Source organism: Streptomyces violascens (assembly GCF_014649955.1).
Classification (GTDB): Bacteria; Actinomycetota; Actinomycetes; order Streptomycetales; family Streptomycetaceae; genus Streptomyces; species Streptomyces violascens.
Map to the genome: position 1 here is coordinate 279168 of NZ_BMUA01000006.1, position 16783 is coordinate 295950.

18 protein-coding genes and 1 pseudogene are annotated in these 16783 nt (G+C 71.3%); 13 read left to right on the top strand and 6 right to left on the bottom strand.

From position 1 onward, the window contains the following. Window positions 1–87 precede the first annotated feature (87 nt). Complete coding sequence (gene trpD, locus IE206_RS16150) at window positions 88–1149, top strand: anthranilate phosphoribosyltransferase (RefSeq protein WP_226598864.1); 1062 nt, start codon at window positions 88–90, stop codon at window positions 1147–1149. 4 nt (window positions 1150–1153) lie between these two features. On the opposite strand, the gene trpC is transcribed toward trpD, so the two are convergent. Continuing rightward, on the bottom strand, window positions 1154–1957 hold the full coding sequence (gene trpC, locus IE206_RS16155) for an indole-3-glycerol phosphate synthase TrpC (RefSeq protein ID WP_189962840.1): 804 nt from the start codon (window positions 1955–1957) through the stop codon (window positions 1154–1156). 418 nt (window positions 1958–2375) lie between these two features. On the opposite strand from trpC, the gene IE206_RS16160 reads away from it, so the two are divergent. The 12 genes and pseudogenes from IE206_RS16160 to IE206_RS16210 all read left to right on the top strand — a co-directional run bounded on the left by IE206_RS16160 (window position 2376) and on the right by IE206_RS16210 (window position 11841). Further along, entirely contained in the window at window positions 2376–3173 is a 798-nt protein-coding gene (locus IE206_RS16160) for an AfsR/SARP family transcriptional regulator (RefSeq protein ID WP_226598865.1), read from the top strand. Between the two features lie 463 nt (window positions 3174–3636). After that, a pseudogene (locus IE206_RS42450) lies at window positions 3637–3816 on the top strand (helix-turn-helix domain-containing protein); the annotation flags it as partial. Between the two features lie 24 nt (window positions 3817–3840). Further along, window positions 3841–4614, top strand: coding sequence for a LysR substrate-binding domain-containing protein (locus tag IE206_RS16165; protein ID WP_226598877.1), 774 nt, complete (start codon window positions 3841–3843; stop codon window positions 4612–4614). A 45-nt stretch (window positions 4615–4659) separates the two neighbouring features. Then, entirely contained in the window at window positions 4660–4938 is a 279-nt protein-coding gene (locus tag IE206_RS16170) for an acyl carrier protein (protein WP_189962842.1), read from the top strand. Between the two features lie 29 nt (window positions 4939–4967). Then, complete coding sequence (locus IE206_RS16175; protein ID WP_189962843.1) at window positions 4968–6200, top strand: beta-ketoacyl-[acyl-carrier-protein] synthase family protein; 1233 nt, start codon at window positions 4968–4970, stop codon at window positions 6198–6200. Further along, on the top strand, window positions 6200–7294 hold the full coding sequence (locus IE206_RS16180; protein WP_189962844.1) for a beta-ketoacyl synthase N-terminal-like domain-containing protein: 1095 nt from the start codon (window positions 6200–6202) through the stop codon (window positions 7292–7294). The genes IE206_RS16175 and IE206_RS16180 overlap by 1 nt, the downstream gene beginning before the upstream one ends. A gap of 116 nt (window positions 7295–7410) precedes the next feature. Continuing rightward, on the top strand, window positions 7411–8157 hold the full coding sequence (fabG, locus tag IE206_RS16185) for a 3-oxoacyl-[acyl-carrier-protein] reductase (RefSeq protein ID WP_189962845.1): 747 nt from the start codon (window positions 7411–7413) through the stop codon (window positions 8155–8157). Window positions 8158–8231: 74 nt separating this feature from the next. Then, window positions 8232–8948, top strand: a complete 717-nt coding sequence (locus IE206_RS16190; protein WP_189962846.1) for a 2-hydroxychromene-2-carboxylate isomerase — start codon at window positions 8232–8234, stop codon at window positions 8946–8948. 291 nt (window positions 8949–9239) lie between these two features. After that, window positions 9240–9473: a hypothetical protein gene (locus IE206_RS16195; protein WP_189962847.1), complete on the top strand. Its 234-nt coding sequence runs from the start codon at window positions 9240–9242 to the stop codon at window positions 9471–9473. 105 nt (window positions 9474–9578) lie between these two features. Next, window positions 9579–9797: an MbtH family protein gene (locus tag IE206_RS16200; protein WP_226598866.1), complete on the top strand. Its 219-nt coding sequence runs from the start codon at window positions 9579–9581 to the stop codon at window positions 9795–9797. Between the two features lie 43 nt (window positions 9798–9840). Then, window positions 9841–10773, top strand: a complete 933-nt coding sequence (locus IE206_RS16205) for an ATP-binding cassette domain-containing protein (RefSeq protein WP_189962849.1) — start codon at window positions 9841–9843, stop codon at window positions 10771–10773. Window positions 10774–10812: 39 nt separating this feature from the next. Next, window positions 10813–11841: an ArsR/SmtB family transcription factor gene (locus IE206_RS16210; protein ID WP_189962850.1), complete on the top strand. Its 1029-nt coding sequence runs from the start codon at window positions 10813–10815 to the stop codon at window positions 11839–11841. 146 nt (window positions 11842–11987) lie between these two features. Here IE206_RS16210 and IE206_RS16215 read toward each other — a convergent pair whose 3' ends face one another. The 5 genes from IE206_RS16215 to IE206_RS16235 are packed head-to-tail and all read right to left on the bottom strand — an operon-like array spanning window position 11988 to window position 16675. Beyond that, complete coding sequence (locus tag IE206_RS16215) at window positions 11988–14537, bottom strand: FtsX-like permease family protein (RefSeq protein WP_189962851.1); 2550 nt, start codon at window positions 14535–14537, stop codon at window positions 11988–11990. Continuing rightward, window positions 14534–15334: an ABC transporter ATP-binding protein gene (locus IE206_RS16220; protein WP_189962852.1), complete on the bottom strand. Its 801-nt coding sequence runs from the start codon at window positions 15332–15334 to the stop codon at window positions 14534–14536. Before IE206_RS16220 ends, IE206_RS16215 begins: the two co-directional genes overlap by 4 nt. After that, window positions 15331–16119, bottom strand: a complete 789-nt coding sequence (locus tag IE206_RS16225; protein WP_189962853.1) for a sensor domain-containing protein — start codon at window positions 16117–16119, stop codon at window positions 15331–15333. Before IE206_RS16225 ends, IE206_RS16220 begins: the two co-directional genes overlap by 4 nt. Next, complete coding sequence (locus IE206_RS16230) at window positions 16116–16349, bottom strand: hypothetical protein (RefSeq protein WP_189962854.1); 234 nt, start codon at window positions 16347–16349, stop codon at window positions 16116–16118. The genes IE206_RS16225 and IE206_RS16230 overlap by 4 nt, the downstream gene beginning before the upstream one ends. Next, entirely contained in the window at window positions 16346–16675 is a 330-nt protein-coding gene (locus IE206_RS16235; protein WP_189962855.1) for an ArsR/SmtB family transcription factor, read from the bottom strand. Before IE206_RS16235 ends, IE206_RS16230 begins: the two co-directional genes overlap by 4 nt. Between the last annotated feature and the right edge of the window lie 108 nt (window positions 16676–16783).

A 16783-nucleotide genomic window follows, 5' to 3' on the forward strand; every position in this document is an offset into this window, starting at 1 on the left:
CGCCGGACAGTGGTCTGGAGGGCGCTTTGCGCGCCTCACAGAATGGGTTGTGCATACTTCCGATGGCGCCGTTCAAGGAGATTCCCCGTGACTGCCGAGCCGCAGGGTCGTACCTGGCCGGAATTGCTGAACTCGCTACTGGACCGAAGGGACCTCACCACCGAGGACTCCGCCTGGGCGATGGATCAGGTGATGTCGGGCGGGGTCGGCCCGGCCCGCCTGGCCGCCTTCGTGGTGGCGCTGCGCGCCAAGGGCGAGACGGCCGACGAGATCGAGGGCCTGGTGGGCTCCATGCGCCGGCACGCCGTGCCGCTGCGGGTGCCCGGGCCCGCCCTCGACATCGTCGGGACCGGCGGCGACGGCTCCAACAGCGTCAACGTGTCCACCATGTCGGCGGTCGTGGCGGCCGCCGCGGGCGCCCGGGTGGTCAAGCACGGCAACCGCTCGGCGTCCTCCGCCTGCGGTTCGGCCGACGTCCTCGAAGAGCTGGGCGTGGCCCTCGACCTGGAGCCGGAGGTGGTCGCGACGGTCGCCGAGGAGACCGGCATCACCTTCGCCTTCGCCTCGGTGTTCCACCCCTCGATGCGGCACGCGGCCGCGCCGCGCCGGGAGCTCGGCGTCCGTACCGTCTTCAACGCGCTCGGTCCGATCGCCAACCCGGCCGACCCCACAGCGCAGGCGGTCGGCGTCGCGGACCGGCGGCTCGCGCCGCTGCTCGCCGAGGTGCTGGCCCGCCGCGGGGTGTCGGCGCTTGTGTTCCGGGGCGACGACGGGATGGACGAACTGACGGTCACCACTACCTCCACGGTCTGGTCGGTCATCGGGTCCGAGGTACGGACCGAGTCGTTCGACCCGCGCGACATCGGCATCGGGTACGCGTCCCCCGACGCCCTGCGCGGCGGGGACCGGGCGCACAACGCGCGGGTGGCCCACGAGACGTTCGCGGGGGCGCGCGGTCCGGTCAGGGACGCCGTGCTCCTTTCGGCCGCGGCGGGTCTCGCGGCCCTGAACCCCAGCGAGCGGCCCGTCGCGGAGCGGCTTGCCGAGGGCGTGGCCCGGGCCGGCGACGCGATCGACTCGGGGGCCGCGGCCGCCGTCCTGGAACGCTGGACGACGGTCACCGCCAAGTACGCGGCCCAGGGCGGCTGAACGCTCAGGTCGAGGCGGGCGCGCCGCGGCCCGCCTCGACCAGGGCCGCGACGGCGGCCGCCGGGCTGCCGCCGGTCACCACCGCCTCGCCGACCAGTACGGCATCGGCCCCATGGGCGGCGTACGCGATGACGTCCCCGGGGCCGCGCACGCCGGACTCGGCGATGCGCACCACGCCTTCGGGGATTCCGGGGGCGAGGCGCGCGAAGGTGGCGCGGTCGACTTCGAGGGTGCGCAGGTCGCGGGCGTTGACCCCGACGACCCGGGCCCCGGCCCGCAGCGCCCGCTCCACCTCCTCCTCGCTGTGCGTCTCGACGAGCGGGGTGAGCCCGATCCCGACGGCCAGCGCGTGCAGATCGGCGAGCAGGGGCTGATCGAGCGCGGCGACGATGAGCAGCACGAGCTCCGCGCCGTGCGCCCGCGCCTCCCACACCTGGTACGGGTCGACGACGAAGTCCTTGCGCAGTAGCGGCACATCGACCCGGGCCGCCACCGCGTCCAGGTCGGCGAGCGAGCCGCCGAAGCGGCGCCGTTCGGTGAGCACGCTGATCGCGGCGGCGCCGCCGGCCCGGTAGTCGGCGGCGAGCGCGGCCGGGTCGGCGATCTCGGCGAACGCGCCCTTGGAGGGGCTGGCCCGCTTCACCTCCGCGATGACCCGCACCCCCTGGGTGCCGCGCAGCAGCGCCGCACAGTCCCGAGCGGGCCGGGCGCCCTGCACGCGTTCCCTCAACTCGGCCAACGGCACCTGCTGTTGGCGTACGGCCAGGTCCGCGCGGGCTCCCTCGACGAGCTGATCGAGCGTGTTCATATGGGCGTCCTTCCCGGTTCGGACGCCGAAGGCCCGGAGCCGATCCGGCGGGTGACCGGTGGGTGGCGCCACGGAGGGGAACACTAGGGAGGGCCGAATGCCCGGGCCACCTCCTTAAGGTTTGGCTGAAACTCGGAGGTGGGAACTCACCGACGAAATGAATTCACCGGGCGGAGCCCTGGATGCCAGCCACACGTCAGTGTCCTGAGCGCCCGCTCGGGCCCGCGTGAGCGACACACACTCCGCCGTATCCCCACGTTCTCTCCACATCCATGGAGGCCATCCCGCAAACCGGTTAGTGGGTTTTTTTGGAGCCATACCATCGGCCTCTGCGGCCGAAGGGCAAGTGATATTTCCCCGGCCTGGCGGACGTGGCCGACAGTGGCATCAACACTTGCTGATAACGGGGGTTACCGCTGTGGAAATCAAGGTCCTGGGTGAGCTTTCTCTGTCCGACGGGGACCGGCAGTCCCCCGTGGCGTCGAAGCGCGCGAGCGCCGTCCTGACCCTGCTCGCCATGACTCCCCAGGTCCCGGTCCTCTTCGACCAGCTCGTGGACGAGCTGTGGGGGGACCAGTCGATGACCAACCCGCGCAACGCCCTGCAGGCCATCATCAGCCGGCTGCGCAAACTCCTGGAGTCGGTGACCGGGGCCAAGGGGGACGAGATCGTCCGCACCGGCAGCAACGGCTACCTCCTCGACGTCCCCGCCGAGACCGTGGACGCCCACCGCTTCCTCACCCTCGCCGAGGCCGGCGCCGATCTGGTGCAGCGCGCCCCGGCCGAGGCCATAGTCAAGCTGGAGCAGGCCCTCGACCTGTGGCGGGGGGCCGCCCTCATGGACGCGCGGGACGGGATGCGCTGCCAGATCCACGCGGTCGGCCTCGAAGAGCGCCGGATCACCGCGTTCGAGGACCTGACCATGGCGAAGCTCGCGGTCGATGCCGAGCGCGTCTCGATGTCCGAGCTGCGCCAGCTGGCCGCCGAGCACTCCGAGCGGGAGCGGCTGAGCGAACTCCTGATGCTGGCCCTCTACCGCGACGGCCGCCAGACCGAGGCCCTCGAGGTCTTCCACGGCGCTCGCAGACGGCTCGCCAGCGACCTGGCCCTGGAGCCAGGTCCCGCCCTGCACCTGGCGTACGAGGCGATCCTGAAGCAGGACGTGGTGCTCGGCCTGCCGAGGCGCGCTCTGCTCGGTTCCGGCCAGGCACTCTGACACCCCGCGTACCGTCAACGCCTCCGCACCCGTAAGCCCGCCTGCCCTTTGGCCCCGGAAACCCCGGGGCCAAAGGGCAGGCGGGCTCATGCGTGCGGGGCCTTCACCGAGCACCCCATTGCGGATAATGTCCGGTTTACCCGCAAAGGTTTCACGGAATTTAGAATTGATGCACCGCAATGCCTTAAATGTTAACGTGAGTGGACTACCTGCGATCGCTCGAAGGCGAGCCCACGGCGAAATGGGTCCTTGCCGTCGAGAGCTTCGGCGTGTCGGCTGCACCGATAGCAGGGAGAGGGAACAGGGCCGGGGGCCCTTGCCGTTCCGGCTGCTCCCGGCCAAGGCCGGGGGGGGGAGGGAACAGCGATGCCTGGACCAGTGATTCGAGGGAAGGGAGGGGCGCTCTGACAGCGGGCATCATTGCAATTCAGCCGCGCCAATTGAATTACGAGGTTGCAGGAATATGGATCTGGAACTGAGACACGCACGGGCTGTTTCGATCATCGCAGAGGCCGGGAGTATATCCAAGGCGGCAGTCCGGCTCAATCTTCCACAGCCCAGCCTGACCGCCCAATTACGCCGTATAGAGAAAATGCTCGGCGGGGATCTTTTCGTCCGGTCGAGTTCTGGAATCGTGCCGACCCCCCGGGGAAAGCGACTCATTCCGATGCTGGACGGTCTCGTGCAGCAGGCGGACGAGGTGATCAGCGAGGCCGCCGCTAGCTCTACGGTCACGCTGCGTTTCGGCAACACCGAGTGGACGCCGCCGACGCTGCTCGGCGCGATCCAGGCGGCGGTGCCCACCGTGGACGTGGAGACCGAGACGCTCGCCCCGGCGGCCGCCGTCGACGCCGTGCACCGCGGTGCGCTGACCGTCGCGATGGTCCCCGCTTCGGCGACGGACATGCCGGACTCCCTGCTCCAGCCCGGCCTGGAGACCACGGTCATCGTCCGGGAGCCGATCTGGCTGGCGGTGCCGCGGGGGCATCCGCTGGTCGGCCGCACCTTCGTGGACGGCACCCACCTCTCCACCCTCTACTGGGTCCACTATTCGCGGGACCACTGGTTCCACGAGATCGAGAAGAGGCTGCTCGCCCGTCTGAACTACACAGACCTCGGCGCGGTGCACTACGCGGACGGCCACCACGAGGCGATGAGCTGGGTCAGGGACGCGGACGCCGCCGCCCTCACCACGGCGACCGGCGCCACCGGTGACGTACGCCTGGTGCCGATACGGGAGACGCAGTCCATCGCGCAGCTGCTCGTGTGGCGTCGGGACACGGTCGCCAGGGACACCCTGCGCCGGCTCGTGGACACCGTGCGGCAGTACTACTGCGAGTACGCGCGGTCCATCCCCCGCTATCTGTCCTGGATCATGGAACACCCGGCGGAATTCCCGGAGTTGGAGCGCTTCCTCCCGTTGCGGGCGCAGGCCGTTTGAGGGTCTGTCAGTTCGCTGTCAGGGCCCTTCGGCACCATCGCCCGCATGACTACAACGAAGCACGTGGACGCCGAGGGCCGTGCCACGATCAAGGGCATCATCTGCGACATCCTCGAGATCGACGAGGCCGAGATGACCGACACGAGCCGCTTCAAGGAGGACCACGAGGCGGACTCGATGGGCGCCATCGAGATCCTCTCCCAGCTCGAGCGCGCCTTCGGGATCGACATCGACCAGGCCGAACTGGCCCGGATGGTCAATCTCGAAGGCGTCGTCACGGTGGTCGACGAGGCCGTCGCGGCCAAGGCGGCCGCGTCCCTCTAGACGCCGGGACCGAGTGAGGGGAGCGCAGGTTGTACGACAACGACGAGCGGCCGCGCCGGGTCGTGATCACCGGACTCGGCACGGTCACCAGCATCGGCCTCGGCGTCGAGGCCTTCCTGGAGGGGCTGCGGGCCGGGCGCAGCGGCGCCAAGCCGATCACCGCCTTCGACACGACGGGCTTCGCGCACGCCAACGGATGCGAGGTCGACGACTTCGATCCCGCCGAGTGGATCCACCAGGTGGACCCCGAGGAGCTGGGGCGGGCCACCCAGTTCTCGGTCGCCGCCGCCAATCTGGCGGTGGCGGACTCGGGCCTCACTCCCGAAGAGCTCAGGCGGCGCAGGGCGCTGGTCTCGGTGGGCACCACCGACGCCGAGTCCCGCGACCTCGACACTCTGATGGGTGTCCAACTGGAGTACGGGCCCGACCAGTTGGCTCCCACCGTGGCCCGCAGGGCACAGGCCGGACGCCTGTCGACCGGCATCATCCGCGAGCTGGGCCTGGTCGACGTCGAGGCGCTCACCATCCCCACCGCCTGCGCGGCCGGCAACTACGCCATCGGCAGCGGCTTCGACGCCATCCGGGACGGCGAGGTCGACGTGGCGCTGTGCGGCGGAGCCGACGCGGTGTGCCGCAAGACGTTCGCCGGGTTCTACCGCCTCGGCACCATCGCCCCCGAGGTGTGCCAGCCCTTCGACAAGGACCGCAAGGGCATCCTCACCGGCGAGGGCGCCGGAATCCTGCTGATGGAGAGCCTGGACTCGGCGCTGGCCCGCGGCGCCCGCATCCATGCCGAGGTGCTCGGCTACGGGCTCAACTGCGACGCGCACCACCCGGTCGCCCCCGACCGGGACAGCCTGGCGAGGTGCATGGAGATCGCGCACCGCAACGCCGGGGTGAAGCCCGAGGACATCGACTTCATCTCCGCGCACGGCACCGGCACCCGCGCCAACGACGTCACCGAGGCCGGAGCCATCCGGCAGGTGTTCGCCACGCCGCCGCCCACCATCTCCATCAAGTCGATGATCGGCCACTCGATGGGCGCCGCGAGCGCGCTGGCCTCGGCGGCCTGCGCCCTTGCCCTGACCGAGGGCTTCATCCCGCCGACGATCAACCACCGCGAGACCGACCCCGAGTGCGGCCTTGACTGCGTGCCCAACGAGGCGCGGCCCGCCGAGCTCAACGTGGTCCAGAACAACGCGCTCGCGTTCGCGGGCAACAACGCCGTGCTCGTCCTGGGCCGGTACCGGGAGGCCGAGTGATGTCCGAACTGGTCCTCTCCGCCTGGTCGGTGGTCTCCCCGTACGGTGTGGGCAGCGCCCCCTTCAGCGCCGGGATCGGCGCCGGCACGAGCGCGGTCGGCGAGCTCGACCGGGCCGCCTGGCCCGGCCCCTTCGACCGGTGCGGCCTGGTGCCCGACTTCACGGCCGCCGAGTACGTGGGCAAGAAGGGCACCCGCACCATGGACCGGGTGACGGCGATCGCGGTCACCGCGGTCGGCAGGCTCCTCGCCTCGTGCGGCGACGAGCTGACCGCGCACCCCGAGCAGATCGGCCTGGTGCTCGGCACCGGCTCGGGCAGCGTCCAGAGCATCATGGACTTCACCCGGGACTCCCTCGTCGGCGAGCGTCCATACCACGTCGACCCGGCCCGCTTCCCGAACACCGTGATGAACCGGGCGGCCGGCCAGAGCGCGATCTGGCACGGCATCAAGGGCCCCAACACCACGGTCGCGGGCGGCTGGCTGACCGGTCTGCTCGCCCTGAGCTACGCGGTGCGGCTGCACCGCGGCGGCCACTGCGCGCGGGTGCTGTGCGGGGCGGCCGAGGAGTACTCCACGCAGCGCGCCTGGCTGGAGTGGCACGGCCGCGGCGTGGAGGAGCGGGAGTCGCCGCTCGGCGAGGGCGGCGCCGTCTTCCTGATGGAGACCGTCGCCGACGCCCGCGAGGCGGGCCGCACACCGCTCGCCCGCGTCCTGGCCACCCGCTTCCGGGCGTACGCCGATCGCGCCGACGCCCAGAAGACGCTGGCCGAGTGCGTGGGCAGCGCCCTGGACAAGGCCGGGGTCGCGCCCGAGGACATCCGCCTGGTGGCGCCGCTCGGAGCGGGCGCCGAACTCGCGGCGCCGGAAGAGGCCGGCATCGAGGACGCGCTCGGCACGGCCCGGCCGCGGTGGATCCGCTGCCGGCCGCTGCTCGGCGACACCTCCGCCGCCTCCACCAGCCTGCAGCTGGCCGCGGTGCTCGCCACCGCGGGCGAGTCGGGGCTCGGTCCCGGCGAGGCGGCACTCGTCACCGGCATCGACCGGGACGGAACGGTGGGCTGCGCGGTGCTCGGCGGCCCGGCCCGCGCCTGAGGAACCGGGCGATCGAGAGGTGCGGCACGGCAACCCGTGCCGCACCTCTCGCGAGCGAGCCCAACTCCCTGAATCCGTACGGCAGTCGAGCCGTACCCCTGGAGAGGAAAACGCGCATGTCCGCAAGCGAACGACGCGTCGCGCTGGTGACCGGGGGCTCCCGGGGGATCGGCCGCCACGTCGTGACCCGGCTCGCCGGCGACGGCTACGACGTGGCCTTCTGCTACCAGTCCAACAAGGAGGCCGCCGACGCGGTGGCCGCCGAGGCGACCGCCGCCGGGGCCCGGGTGTACGCGGCGCAGGTCGACGTCGCCGGGCACGGCGACGTGCGCGACTTCGTGCGCGACAGCGAGAAGGCGCTCGGCCCGCTGCACACCGTGGTCTCCTGCGCGGGCATCGTGCGCGACAACCCGCTGGTGATGCTGGCCGAGGCGGACTGGGACGCGGTGCTCCGGGTCAACCTCGACGGCACCTACAACGTGTGCAAGGCGGCGGTCTTCTCGATGATGAAGCGCCGCGCCGGATCGATCGTCACGCTGTCCTCGGTCGCGGGCGTGTACGGCAACGCCACGCAGACCAACTACTCGGCGACCAAGGCCGGGATCATCGGCTTCACCAAGGCCCTTGCCAAGGAGTCCGGTCGCTACGGCATCCGCGCCAACGCGGTCGCGCCGGGCTTCATCGAGACCGACATGCTCTCCGCGCTGACCGAGGAGCACACCCGCAAGATGACGGAGCGCGTTCCGCTCGGTCGCTTCGGCCGCCCCGACGAGGTCGCCGACCTGGTGTCGTTCCTCGCCTCCGACCGGGCCTCGTACATCACGGGCCAGGTCTTCGGGGTCGACGGCGGCCTCGTCGTCTGAGCCACTCCCCCACCCCCCGCCCCCCACCCCCCAGCCCCGAGCCCCGAGCCCCGAGAGTCAGGAGCACATCACCCATGCCCGCAGCCGACAGGAAGAGCAAGACGCCGCGGTTCTACTTCAGCCTGCGCAGCCCCTATTCCTGGCTCGCCTACCGCGAGCTGATGAGCCGGCACCGGGACCTGGCCGGGCGGCTGGAGTGGCTCCCGTTCTTCGAGCCGGACCCGGAGAGCAGCCGCGAACTCGCCGAGCGGGGCGGCCAGTTCCCGTACTCGGAGATGTCGCGCGAGAAGAACCGGTACGTCCTGCAGGACGTCGGCCGGCTCACCAAGGCCCGGGGCATCACGGTGACCTGGCCGGTCGACCGCGCCCCGGTGTGGGAGGTCCCGCACCTGGGCTATCTGGTCGCCCAGGAGCACGGCCTCGGCCACGAGTACATCAGCGCGGTGTACGAGGCCCGGTTCGGCGCGGGGCTCAACATCTGCGACCGCGAGGTGATCGGCGACATCGGCGAGAAGCTCGGCATCGACCGGGGTCTGATCGCGGACGCCAGTGACGACGCGGACCTGCGCGCCGAAGGCGTGCGGATCCTGCTGGAGGTGTGCAAGGACGGCGTGTTCGGCGTGCCGTTCTTCGTGCACGGATACACCCGCTTCTGGGGTCTGGACCGGCTCGACGACTTCGTCGCCCACCTCGGGGCGAGCAAGGCTCCGGCGCTCACCCTCGTGGAGCCGTCGACCGCGGTGGCCCTCGGCCGGTCGGTCGAGGACGCGCACGCGGGCGGCTGCGGCTGAGCTGCGGCCCGCCAGGGCGCTCGCGCCCGGGCCTCGTCACCAGCGGATCATCTTTCAGCCACGGCCCGCGCTTTCGAGTCGGCGTCTTTTCTCTCCGCCGACGGACCGTGCCAACAGCCCGTCCCGTTCCCTCCGCCAGAAGGGGGAAGGGCGGGCTGTCGGTCTTCTCGCCCCGGGCACGGCCCCACCTCGGCCGACAACCGCCGACAGGTGACTGGCCGATCCCGGAACCTGGATACGATCCTTGAAGCCACGGGTAAAGAGGCTCGACGAACCTAAGGGGAAGCCCACATGACCGGCGCTGTCATCGCAATTGCCATCGTCTTGATCGTCATCGGCGGCATCACTGCGAGCGTGGTCGCGTACTTCAGACTGCAGCGCCACCGCGCCGACGCCGTCGCCATGGCCGAGTACCGCAGGCTCGCCGAGGAAGCCGTCGCCAACCAAGGGGTTCTGCAAGGTCAGGTGGCCGAGCTCAACGACCGCGTCAAGTCGGTCGAGAGCCTGCTGCGCAGCGTGGACTGACCGTCGCGCGGGGCTGTCAGCTCCGCGTCAGCGGGCGCCGGAAGCATGCAGGCACGGGCCGTCGGGCCCGTGCCTCTATACCACTCGGATACCGGAGTTCGCGACGTGTCGAATCCTTTTGATGACCAGGATGGAACCTTCCTCGTACTGGTGAACGACGAAGGCCAGCACTCCCTCTGGCCCGCCTTCGCCGAGCAGCCCGCCGGCTGGACGGTGGCACTTGCCGAAGGCTCCCGCGACGCCGCCCTCGCCTACGTCGAGGAGCACTGGACCGATATGCGGCCGCGCACCCTGCGCGAGGCCGCCGGAGCACAGGTTTCTTGAGTATCCGTCGGTTCGCCCGCAGGCCGGAGGAACAACAGTGAGCATGGCGATTCAGGCGGATGGGCTGCGCAAGCGGTACAAGCAGCACGAGGCGCTCAGTGGTGTCGACCTCGCTGTCCCCAGTGGCACGGTGTTCGGCCTGCTCGGCCCCAACGGGGCGGGCAAGACCACCACGGTGCGCACACTGGCGACGCTGAGCGAACCGGACGGCGGGCGCGCCGAGGTGGCGGGGTTCGACATTGTGCGCCAGCCGCGCGAGGTGCGCCGGCGGATCGGTCTCGCCGGCCAGTACGCGGCGGTGGACGAACTCCTCACCGGCCGGGAGAACCTCGTCCTCATCGGCAGGCTGCTGCACCTGGGCAGGCGGGCGGCGCGCGAGCACGCCACCCGGCTGCTCTCCCGATTTGATCTCACCGAAGCGGCGGACCGTCCCGCCCACACCTACTCGGGCGGCATGCGCCGCCGCCTCGACCTGGCGGTCTGCCTGGTCACCACACCGTCGGTGCTCTTCCTCGACGAGCCCACCACGGGCCTCGATCCGGTCAGCCGGATGGCGTTGTGGACGGCGGTCCGCGAACTCGTGGCGGACGGCGTGACCGTCCTTCTGACGACGCAGTACCTGGACGAGGCGGACGCCCTGGCCGACCGAATCGCCGTCGTCGACACGGGCCGGGTGATCGCCGAGGGAACCCCGGACGAACTCAAGCGCAAGGTCGGTGACGAGCGCCTCGAAGTCGAGGTGGCCCGACCGGACGAGGTGTCTGCCGCGGTCACCGCGCTGCGCCGGATGTCGGCGGACGAACCCTCCGTCGACCTGGAACGACGCATGGTCTCCATCGCGCTCGGCGACGGGATGACCGGCATCGCGAACGCGGCCACCGCACTACGAGAAGAAGGAGTGGAGGTGGTCGATTTCGCGCTGCGCAGGCCCACTCTGGACGACGTCTTCGTGACGCTCACCGGCCAGTCGGCCTGAACGGTTTCCTTGCGAACGAGCTTATCAACGGGGGCAGTTATGCAAAGAATTCACTTCACCGCTGTCGACATAGCCAAGACGAGACTGAAGACGAGCGCCGGTCCCCTGATCGAGACGGCGTTCGCGTACGGGCTGCTCGGCCGGGGCGTCCCGCCTGCGTATGCGCGCTGGCGCAAGCAGGTATCCAAACGGCTGCCGTCCTGGCCGCGGCTGCGGTCGGGCGGCATCAGCGTCGTCAACGATCCCGAGACCCTCCTGGACCTGATCGAGCACAACGGAAGCCAGGGGATCCTGGGCGGCGACACCGCCGACGAGGCCGGCCAGGACGCCCTGGTGGCCCAGTTGTCCGCCTACCGGGAAGCGGCCGGCCTCTCCGAGGTCTGGCAGGCCGCGATCGCACCGTACTGGGACCACATGGAGGCGTACCTCCAAGTCGAGTGCGAGGCGCGCGGACGGGTCGTGATGGCCGGCGGCGTGGGACTGCTCCTTGCCACGCTGCACCCGAAGATCAGGTGGCATGCGCAGGTCCTGGAGATTCCCGGCGGGCCCGACGAGGACATCTTCCTCGACCGGCGCGGCCTCGTCCTGACTCCATCGGTGTTCCTCAACCACCGGCCGGCCCAGCTCACCGGCAAGCGCAGCGAGGGCGGCGAGCTGGTCCTTGCCTTCGCCGCGCCGCCGGACGTCCAGCGGACGGCGAACCTGTGGGACGAGCCCGACGACAGCGCCCAGTCCCTCGGCGCGCTGGTCGGCCAGACCCGGGCCGCGGCGCTGCGGGTGCTGCGCGCCACGTGCACGACGAGCCAGCTGGCCCACCGGCTCGGCATCTCGGCGGCCGGCGCCAGCCAGCACACCACGGTCCTTCGCCAGACCGGCCTGATCACCACCCGCCGGATCCGCAACACGGTGCTGCACACGGTGACCCCGCTCGGCCTTGCCCTCCTGGACGGTCTGCCCGCCCGCTCCACCGCGGAGCGGGTGCCCGCACAGGGATCGGCGTCCGAGATGCGGCGGCATGCCCTGGACTGCATCCCCCAACAGGCACAGGTGGCACGGGCCGCCTCGTGACGCGACGCCTGCGACCCGCCGGCCGGCTCGCCCCCTGTACCTACTGACGCACCGCCGCCACGTACGCCCCCCTCCCCACGCACGACGAATCCCCCGGCCACGGTCTTGTGTGGCCGGGGGATTCATCGTTGGTGACGCGCTCCGCGTCACTCGCTCAGGCCCACCGCTGCGCCGGGCCGGCTGCGCAGGACGAGCGCGGCCGAGATCAGGGTGGTGACCAGCGTCAGGACGAAGGCGGCGACCACCACCGTGGCGAAGATCCACGGTGAGCCCTCCGGGACGGGCGAGCCGAGCACGCTCAGGCTCAGCGGCACCAGGGTCAGCCCCGCGACCAGCACCCCCAGTACGAGGCCCGCGACCGCGACCAGGATCGCCTCCACCGTCATCATGCGCAGCACCTGCCGCCGGGTGGCCCCGATGAGCCGCTGCAGCATGAACTCGCGGCGCCGCTCGGTGGTGGCCAGGACCTGCGTGTTGACCAGGGCGATCGTCGCGTAGCCGACGACCACGCCGAGCACCAGATAGGCCATCCAGGCCTGGGTGTCGTCCTGGCTCTGGTGCACCGCGCCGACCGTGGCCCGGGGCAGCACGCCGAGTCCGGGGTGCGTATCGGCCAGCGCCGACAGGTTCTGCTCCAGCAGGGCCGGGTCCGTCCCGGGCTTGGCGGTCACCGTGATCTGCGGGACCAGACCGGCGTCGGTGTGCTGGACCAGGAGCGAGGCCGGGAGCAGCGCGGTCTCGTAACCGCGGCGGGCGTCCACGGTGGCGACCAGCTTGAGGCTGACCTCCGCGCCGTCGCCGAGCCGCATCGGAACCATGTCGCCGAGCTTGAACCCGCCGGCCTCGGAGGCGGGCAGCGCGACGCTGTCGCCATGCAGGTCGTCCAGGCTGCCGGTGGTGGCGCGGAAGGCGGTGGTGCTGGTGACACCCTCGGCGGTGACGCCCTGCATGGGCATCTCGGTGGGCTCGAAGTCACCCTCGTCGATCTTGGACTGAGAGGGCGGGGTCTTGGGCTCCAGGTAGCCGAGGCTGGAGATCTGGGCGGAGGCCGCAGCGACGCCGGGCTGCTTCTGGATGGTGTCCACCAGGGACAGCGGAAGCCCCCCGGAGATTGAGGTGACCGCGAGGTCGGCCCGCATGTTGTCGCTGAACGCCCGCTCGGAGCCGCTGGACTGGGTGGTCTGGAGGTAGATCAGCGCGGTGGCGAGTCCGGTGGCGAGCATGACGGGCATCACCGCTCCGGCCATCCGGCCGATCCGGGCCTTCGCGTTGAGGGTGGCCAGGCGTCCGGCGAGTCCGGTCAGTGCGCGCAGCGGCCGGCGGAGCACGGCCGCGATCACCTTGGCGAGTCCGGGGCCGAGCAGTCCGAACCCCGCGGTCCACAGCATCGCGGCCGGGGTCGCGGTGCTGCCCGCCGTGGGGCCCGCCATGCTCGCGGTGACCAGAGCGAGCGTGGTGCCGCCGCCGAGGAAGAGCAGCGCGAAGATCAGCCGCGGGGCGCTGACCCACTTGCGCTGGAGGGAGGCTTCGGCGAGGGCTTCGGTGGGCCGGGTGCGCGCCGCGCCGCGGGCCGAGATGAAGGCCGCGCCGAGCGCGGTGAGCAGGGCCGTGCCCACGCCGGTCACCATGGGGATCCAGCCGGCCCGGTACGCCAGGGCGTCGGGCACCACGTCGCCGCGGGCGAAGGCGGCGAGCAGCCACTTCCCTACGGTCGGGCCGGGGTAGCAGGCGAGACCGGTGGCGATGACGGCGATGAACAGGGTCTCGCCGAGGATGAGCCGGCGCAGCTGGCCGGGTGTGGTCCCGATCGCCCGAAGCAGCGCCATCTCGCGCTGCCGCTGCTGGATCGAGAGCCCGGTGGTGCTGGCGACGACGAAGACGGTGACCATCGCGGAGAGGCCGCCGAACACCGAGGCCAGGGTGACCAGTTTGCTGCTGTCGGTGACGATGGACGGGTTCTCGGCCCACCCCCGCTTGTCACCGGTCAGTACGGAGACGGCGCTGCCGACGACCGCCTTCCTGATCTCCGCCACCACCTGGCCGCGGTCGGCTCCGGGCGTGGTGAGCACGCCGATGTTGTCGAGCTTGCCGGGCCGCCCGCCGGCCTGTGCGGCCGATTGGTCGGAGAGGAAGAGGCTCTCGCTCTCGTCGGCTCCTGTGGCGAGGCCGGAGACCGTGAGCTCCTTGGCGCCGCCGTGGACCAGGAGTTGGATCCGCTGCCCGCGGCCGAGTCCGGCCTTCGCGGCGAGCCTCGTGCCGAGCACGACCTGGCCGGGCCCGGCGGGTGCGCTGCCCTCAGTGAGCCGGTAGGGGGCGAGCCCGGCCGAGGACCAGCCGTGGCCGGTGACTTTGACCGGCGCGGCCCCGGCGCCGCCCGGCGCCACGGTGGCGTCGAAGGACAGGTCGGGCACGGCGTCGGCCACGCCGGGCAGCGCCTTGATCGTGGCGGCGAGGGAGGCGTCCAGGTGGACGCGCTCGGTGAAGACGGTCTGGCCCCCGGTGCCGGGATGGTTCTGGTCGCCGGTGACGACGATCGGCGCCGCGCCGAGCCGGCCGGGCGGCGCGGCGCTGCGCAGCCCGGTCTCGAACAGGCCCCCGCAGCCGATCACGATCGCGGCGCCGAAGAACAGCGCGATGAACGAGGCGATGAAGCCGCCCTTGTGGAAGCGCAGGGTGCGCAGCGCGATGCGGATCACCGGGGCACCCCGTGTCCGGCGCGGACCGCGGCGGAATCCTGGCCCCAGGCACCAAGGCTCGTCATGCGTTCGGCGACCTGGTCGGCGGTGGGCCTGTCGAGATGGCTGACGAACTGTCCGTCCGCGAGGAAGAGCACGCGGTCGGCGTGGGAGGCGGCGACCGGGTCGTGGGTGACCATCACGATGGTCTGGCCGGCCTGCCGCACGGACTCGCGCAGCAGCGTCAGCACTTCGCGGGCGGCGTAGGTGTCGAGGGCGCCGGTCGGTTCGTCGCCGAAGACGACCGCGGGCTTGGTGATCAGGGCCCGGGCGATGGCGACGCGCTGCTGCTGGCCGCCGGAGAGCTCACCGGGCCGGCTGCCCCTCTTGTCCGCGAGGCCGACACGCTCCAGGACCTCCTCCACCGCGGCCTTCTTGGGCCGGTGGCCCGCGAGCCGGAGCGGCAGGCCCACGTTGTCGACCACGCTCAGGGCGGGAAGGAGGTTGAACGCCTGGAAGATGAAACCGACCCGTTCGCGGCGCAGCTTGGTCAGCTCGCGCTCCTTCAGGGGCGAGAGGTCCACACCGTCGAGCAGCACCGTCCCCGAGGTCGGCCGGTCGAGCCCGGCCGCGCAGTGCAGGAAGGTGGACTTGCCGGAGCCGGAGGGTCCCATCACCGCGGTGAACGTGCCGCGCGGCAGACCGAGGGTCACGCCGTCGAGCGCGGCCACGCGGTTCTTGGACCCGCCGTAGACCTTGCGTACGGATTCGAGCCGTACGACGTCCTGTCCGTACTGAGGGTTCGGCGTCCCCGTCATGAACTGTGTCCTTCGCTGAGGGTGAGCCCGGGCAGCGGGCCATGGGATACGAGCGCCAGGGGGCCGGGCTCGGTGAGGATCCGCTTGGCCCGCGCGAGCGGGTCCGGGGGCGGGCGGAGCAGCGTGTGGGCGACGGTCAGGTGCAGCCGGGCCGCCGCGACCACGAGGTAGGCGGCGTACAGGAGGAGCGCGAGGCAGAGGGCCGCGGTGATCAGGGCTGCGGGCCAGTTGTCGATCCGCACGCCTGGGGCGCCGTGCCCGGGTCCGCCCAGCCATGGGCCGGTGCCCCGTCCCCCGTCGCTCTTCGGGGAGTCGATGCTCCAGAACCACAGCGGCAGCGTGACGCCGGCGAGGAGGCCGAGCCACACCGCGAGCGCGAGGAGGTCCAGCACCAGCAGGAAGGGGAACAGCAGCACCAGGCAGGCGATGTCCCGAAAGGTCACCGGGTCCCCGCAGCGTGCCTTGAACTGCCCCACGAGGCCCGGCTTCCCGGGCTCCCGGTAGGCGTACGGAATGGGCTCGTCGACCAGTACGGCGCGCCCCCGCTCGACCTGGGCGCAGCAGCGTACGACCCACGCCGAGCCGACGGTCAGCGCCACCGTGACGGTGAGCTGCATGAAGACGAGGCCGAGCGCCACGGCGAGGGCCGCGACCGCGAACAGGACCGGGCCCGCCACCAGATAGCCGGCCAGGTACCCGGTCGCGCGCCAGGGCGTGGAGGAGAGGAGCATGCGCAGCGGGTCGCGCCCACGGGGCAGTTTGCGGCCGGGCCTGAGTGCGATCACTCGACGCTCCGCAGAAGGTTCTCGATCGACTTCATCCGCTCGTCGAGCGCGCCGAGCTGGACCCTCAGCGCCTCCTGGACGCCGGGCAGTTCCTCGGCCAGTTTGCGGAATTCGGCCATGGCGACCGCGTCGGCGCGATGGCGCAGCAGCCGGAAGTAGGCGACGACGCTGCCCGTGATCCCGCCCACGACGAGCAGGGTGATGGTGATGGTGATGACGGCGCCGGTCATGCCGCGGTCCCCTTCTTCATGTTGACGGGCCCTTCCGTGTCCTGGGCGACGGCCCCGACGATCGTGGCGAGGTTGACGTGCAGGTCGAACGGCGCCAGCTCGAAGTACTTCAACGCCTTGCCGTCCGGGGAGAGTTCGAGGTTGCTCACGACCAGTTCGGCCTTCTCCAGCCGTTCCAGGTGCATGTAGAGCAGCGGCCTCGACATCTCCAGGCGGCGGGCCAGCTCGCTGACGTAGAGCCTGCCGCCCGCGAGTTCGGCGATGGCGCGGAGCCGTTGCCGGTGGCCCACCGCGGCGAGAACTGCCAGCAGATCGTCGCTCGTCATGGCTCACCCTCTCCGACAACTCGAAGCCTGTAAGTTGAGACTTACATATGACGATGCGCGCGGTCAAGAGTAAGGGTCGGCAGTCCGGTGTCGCCCGGCCCTGTTTCA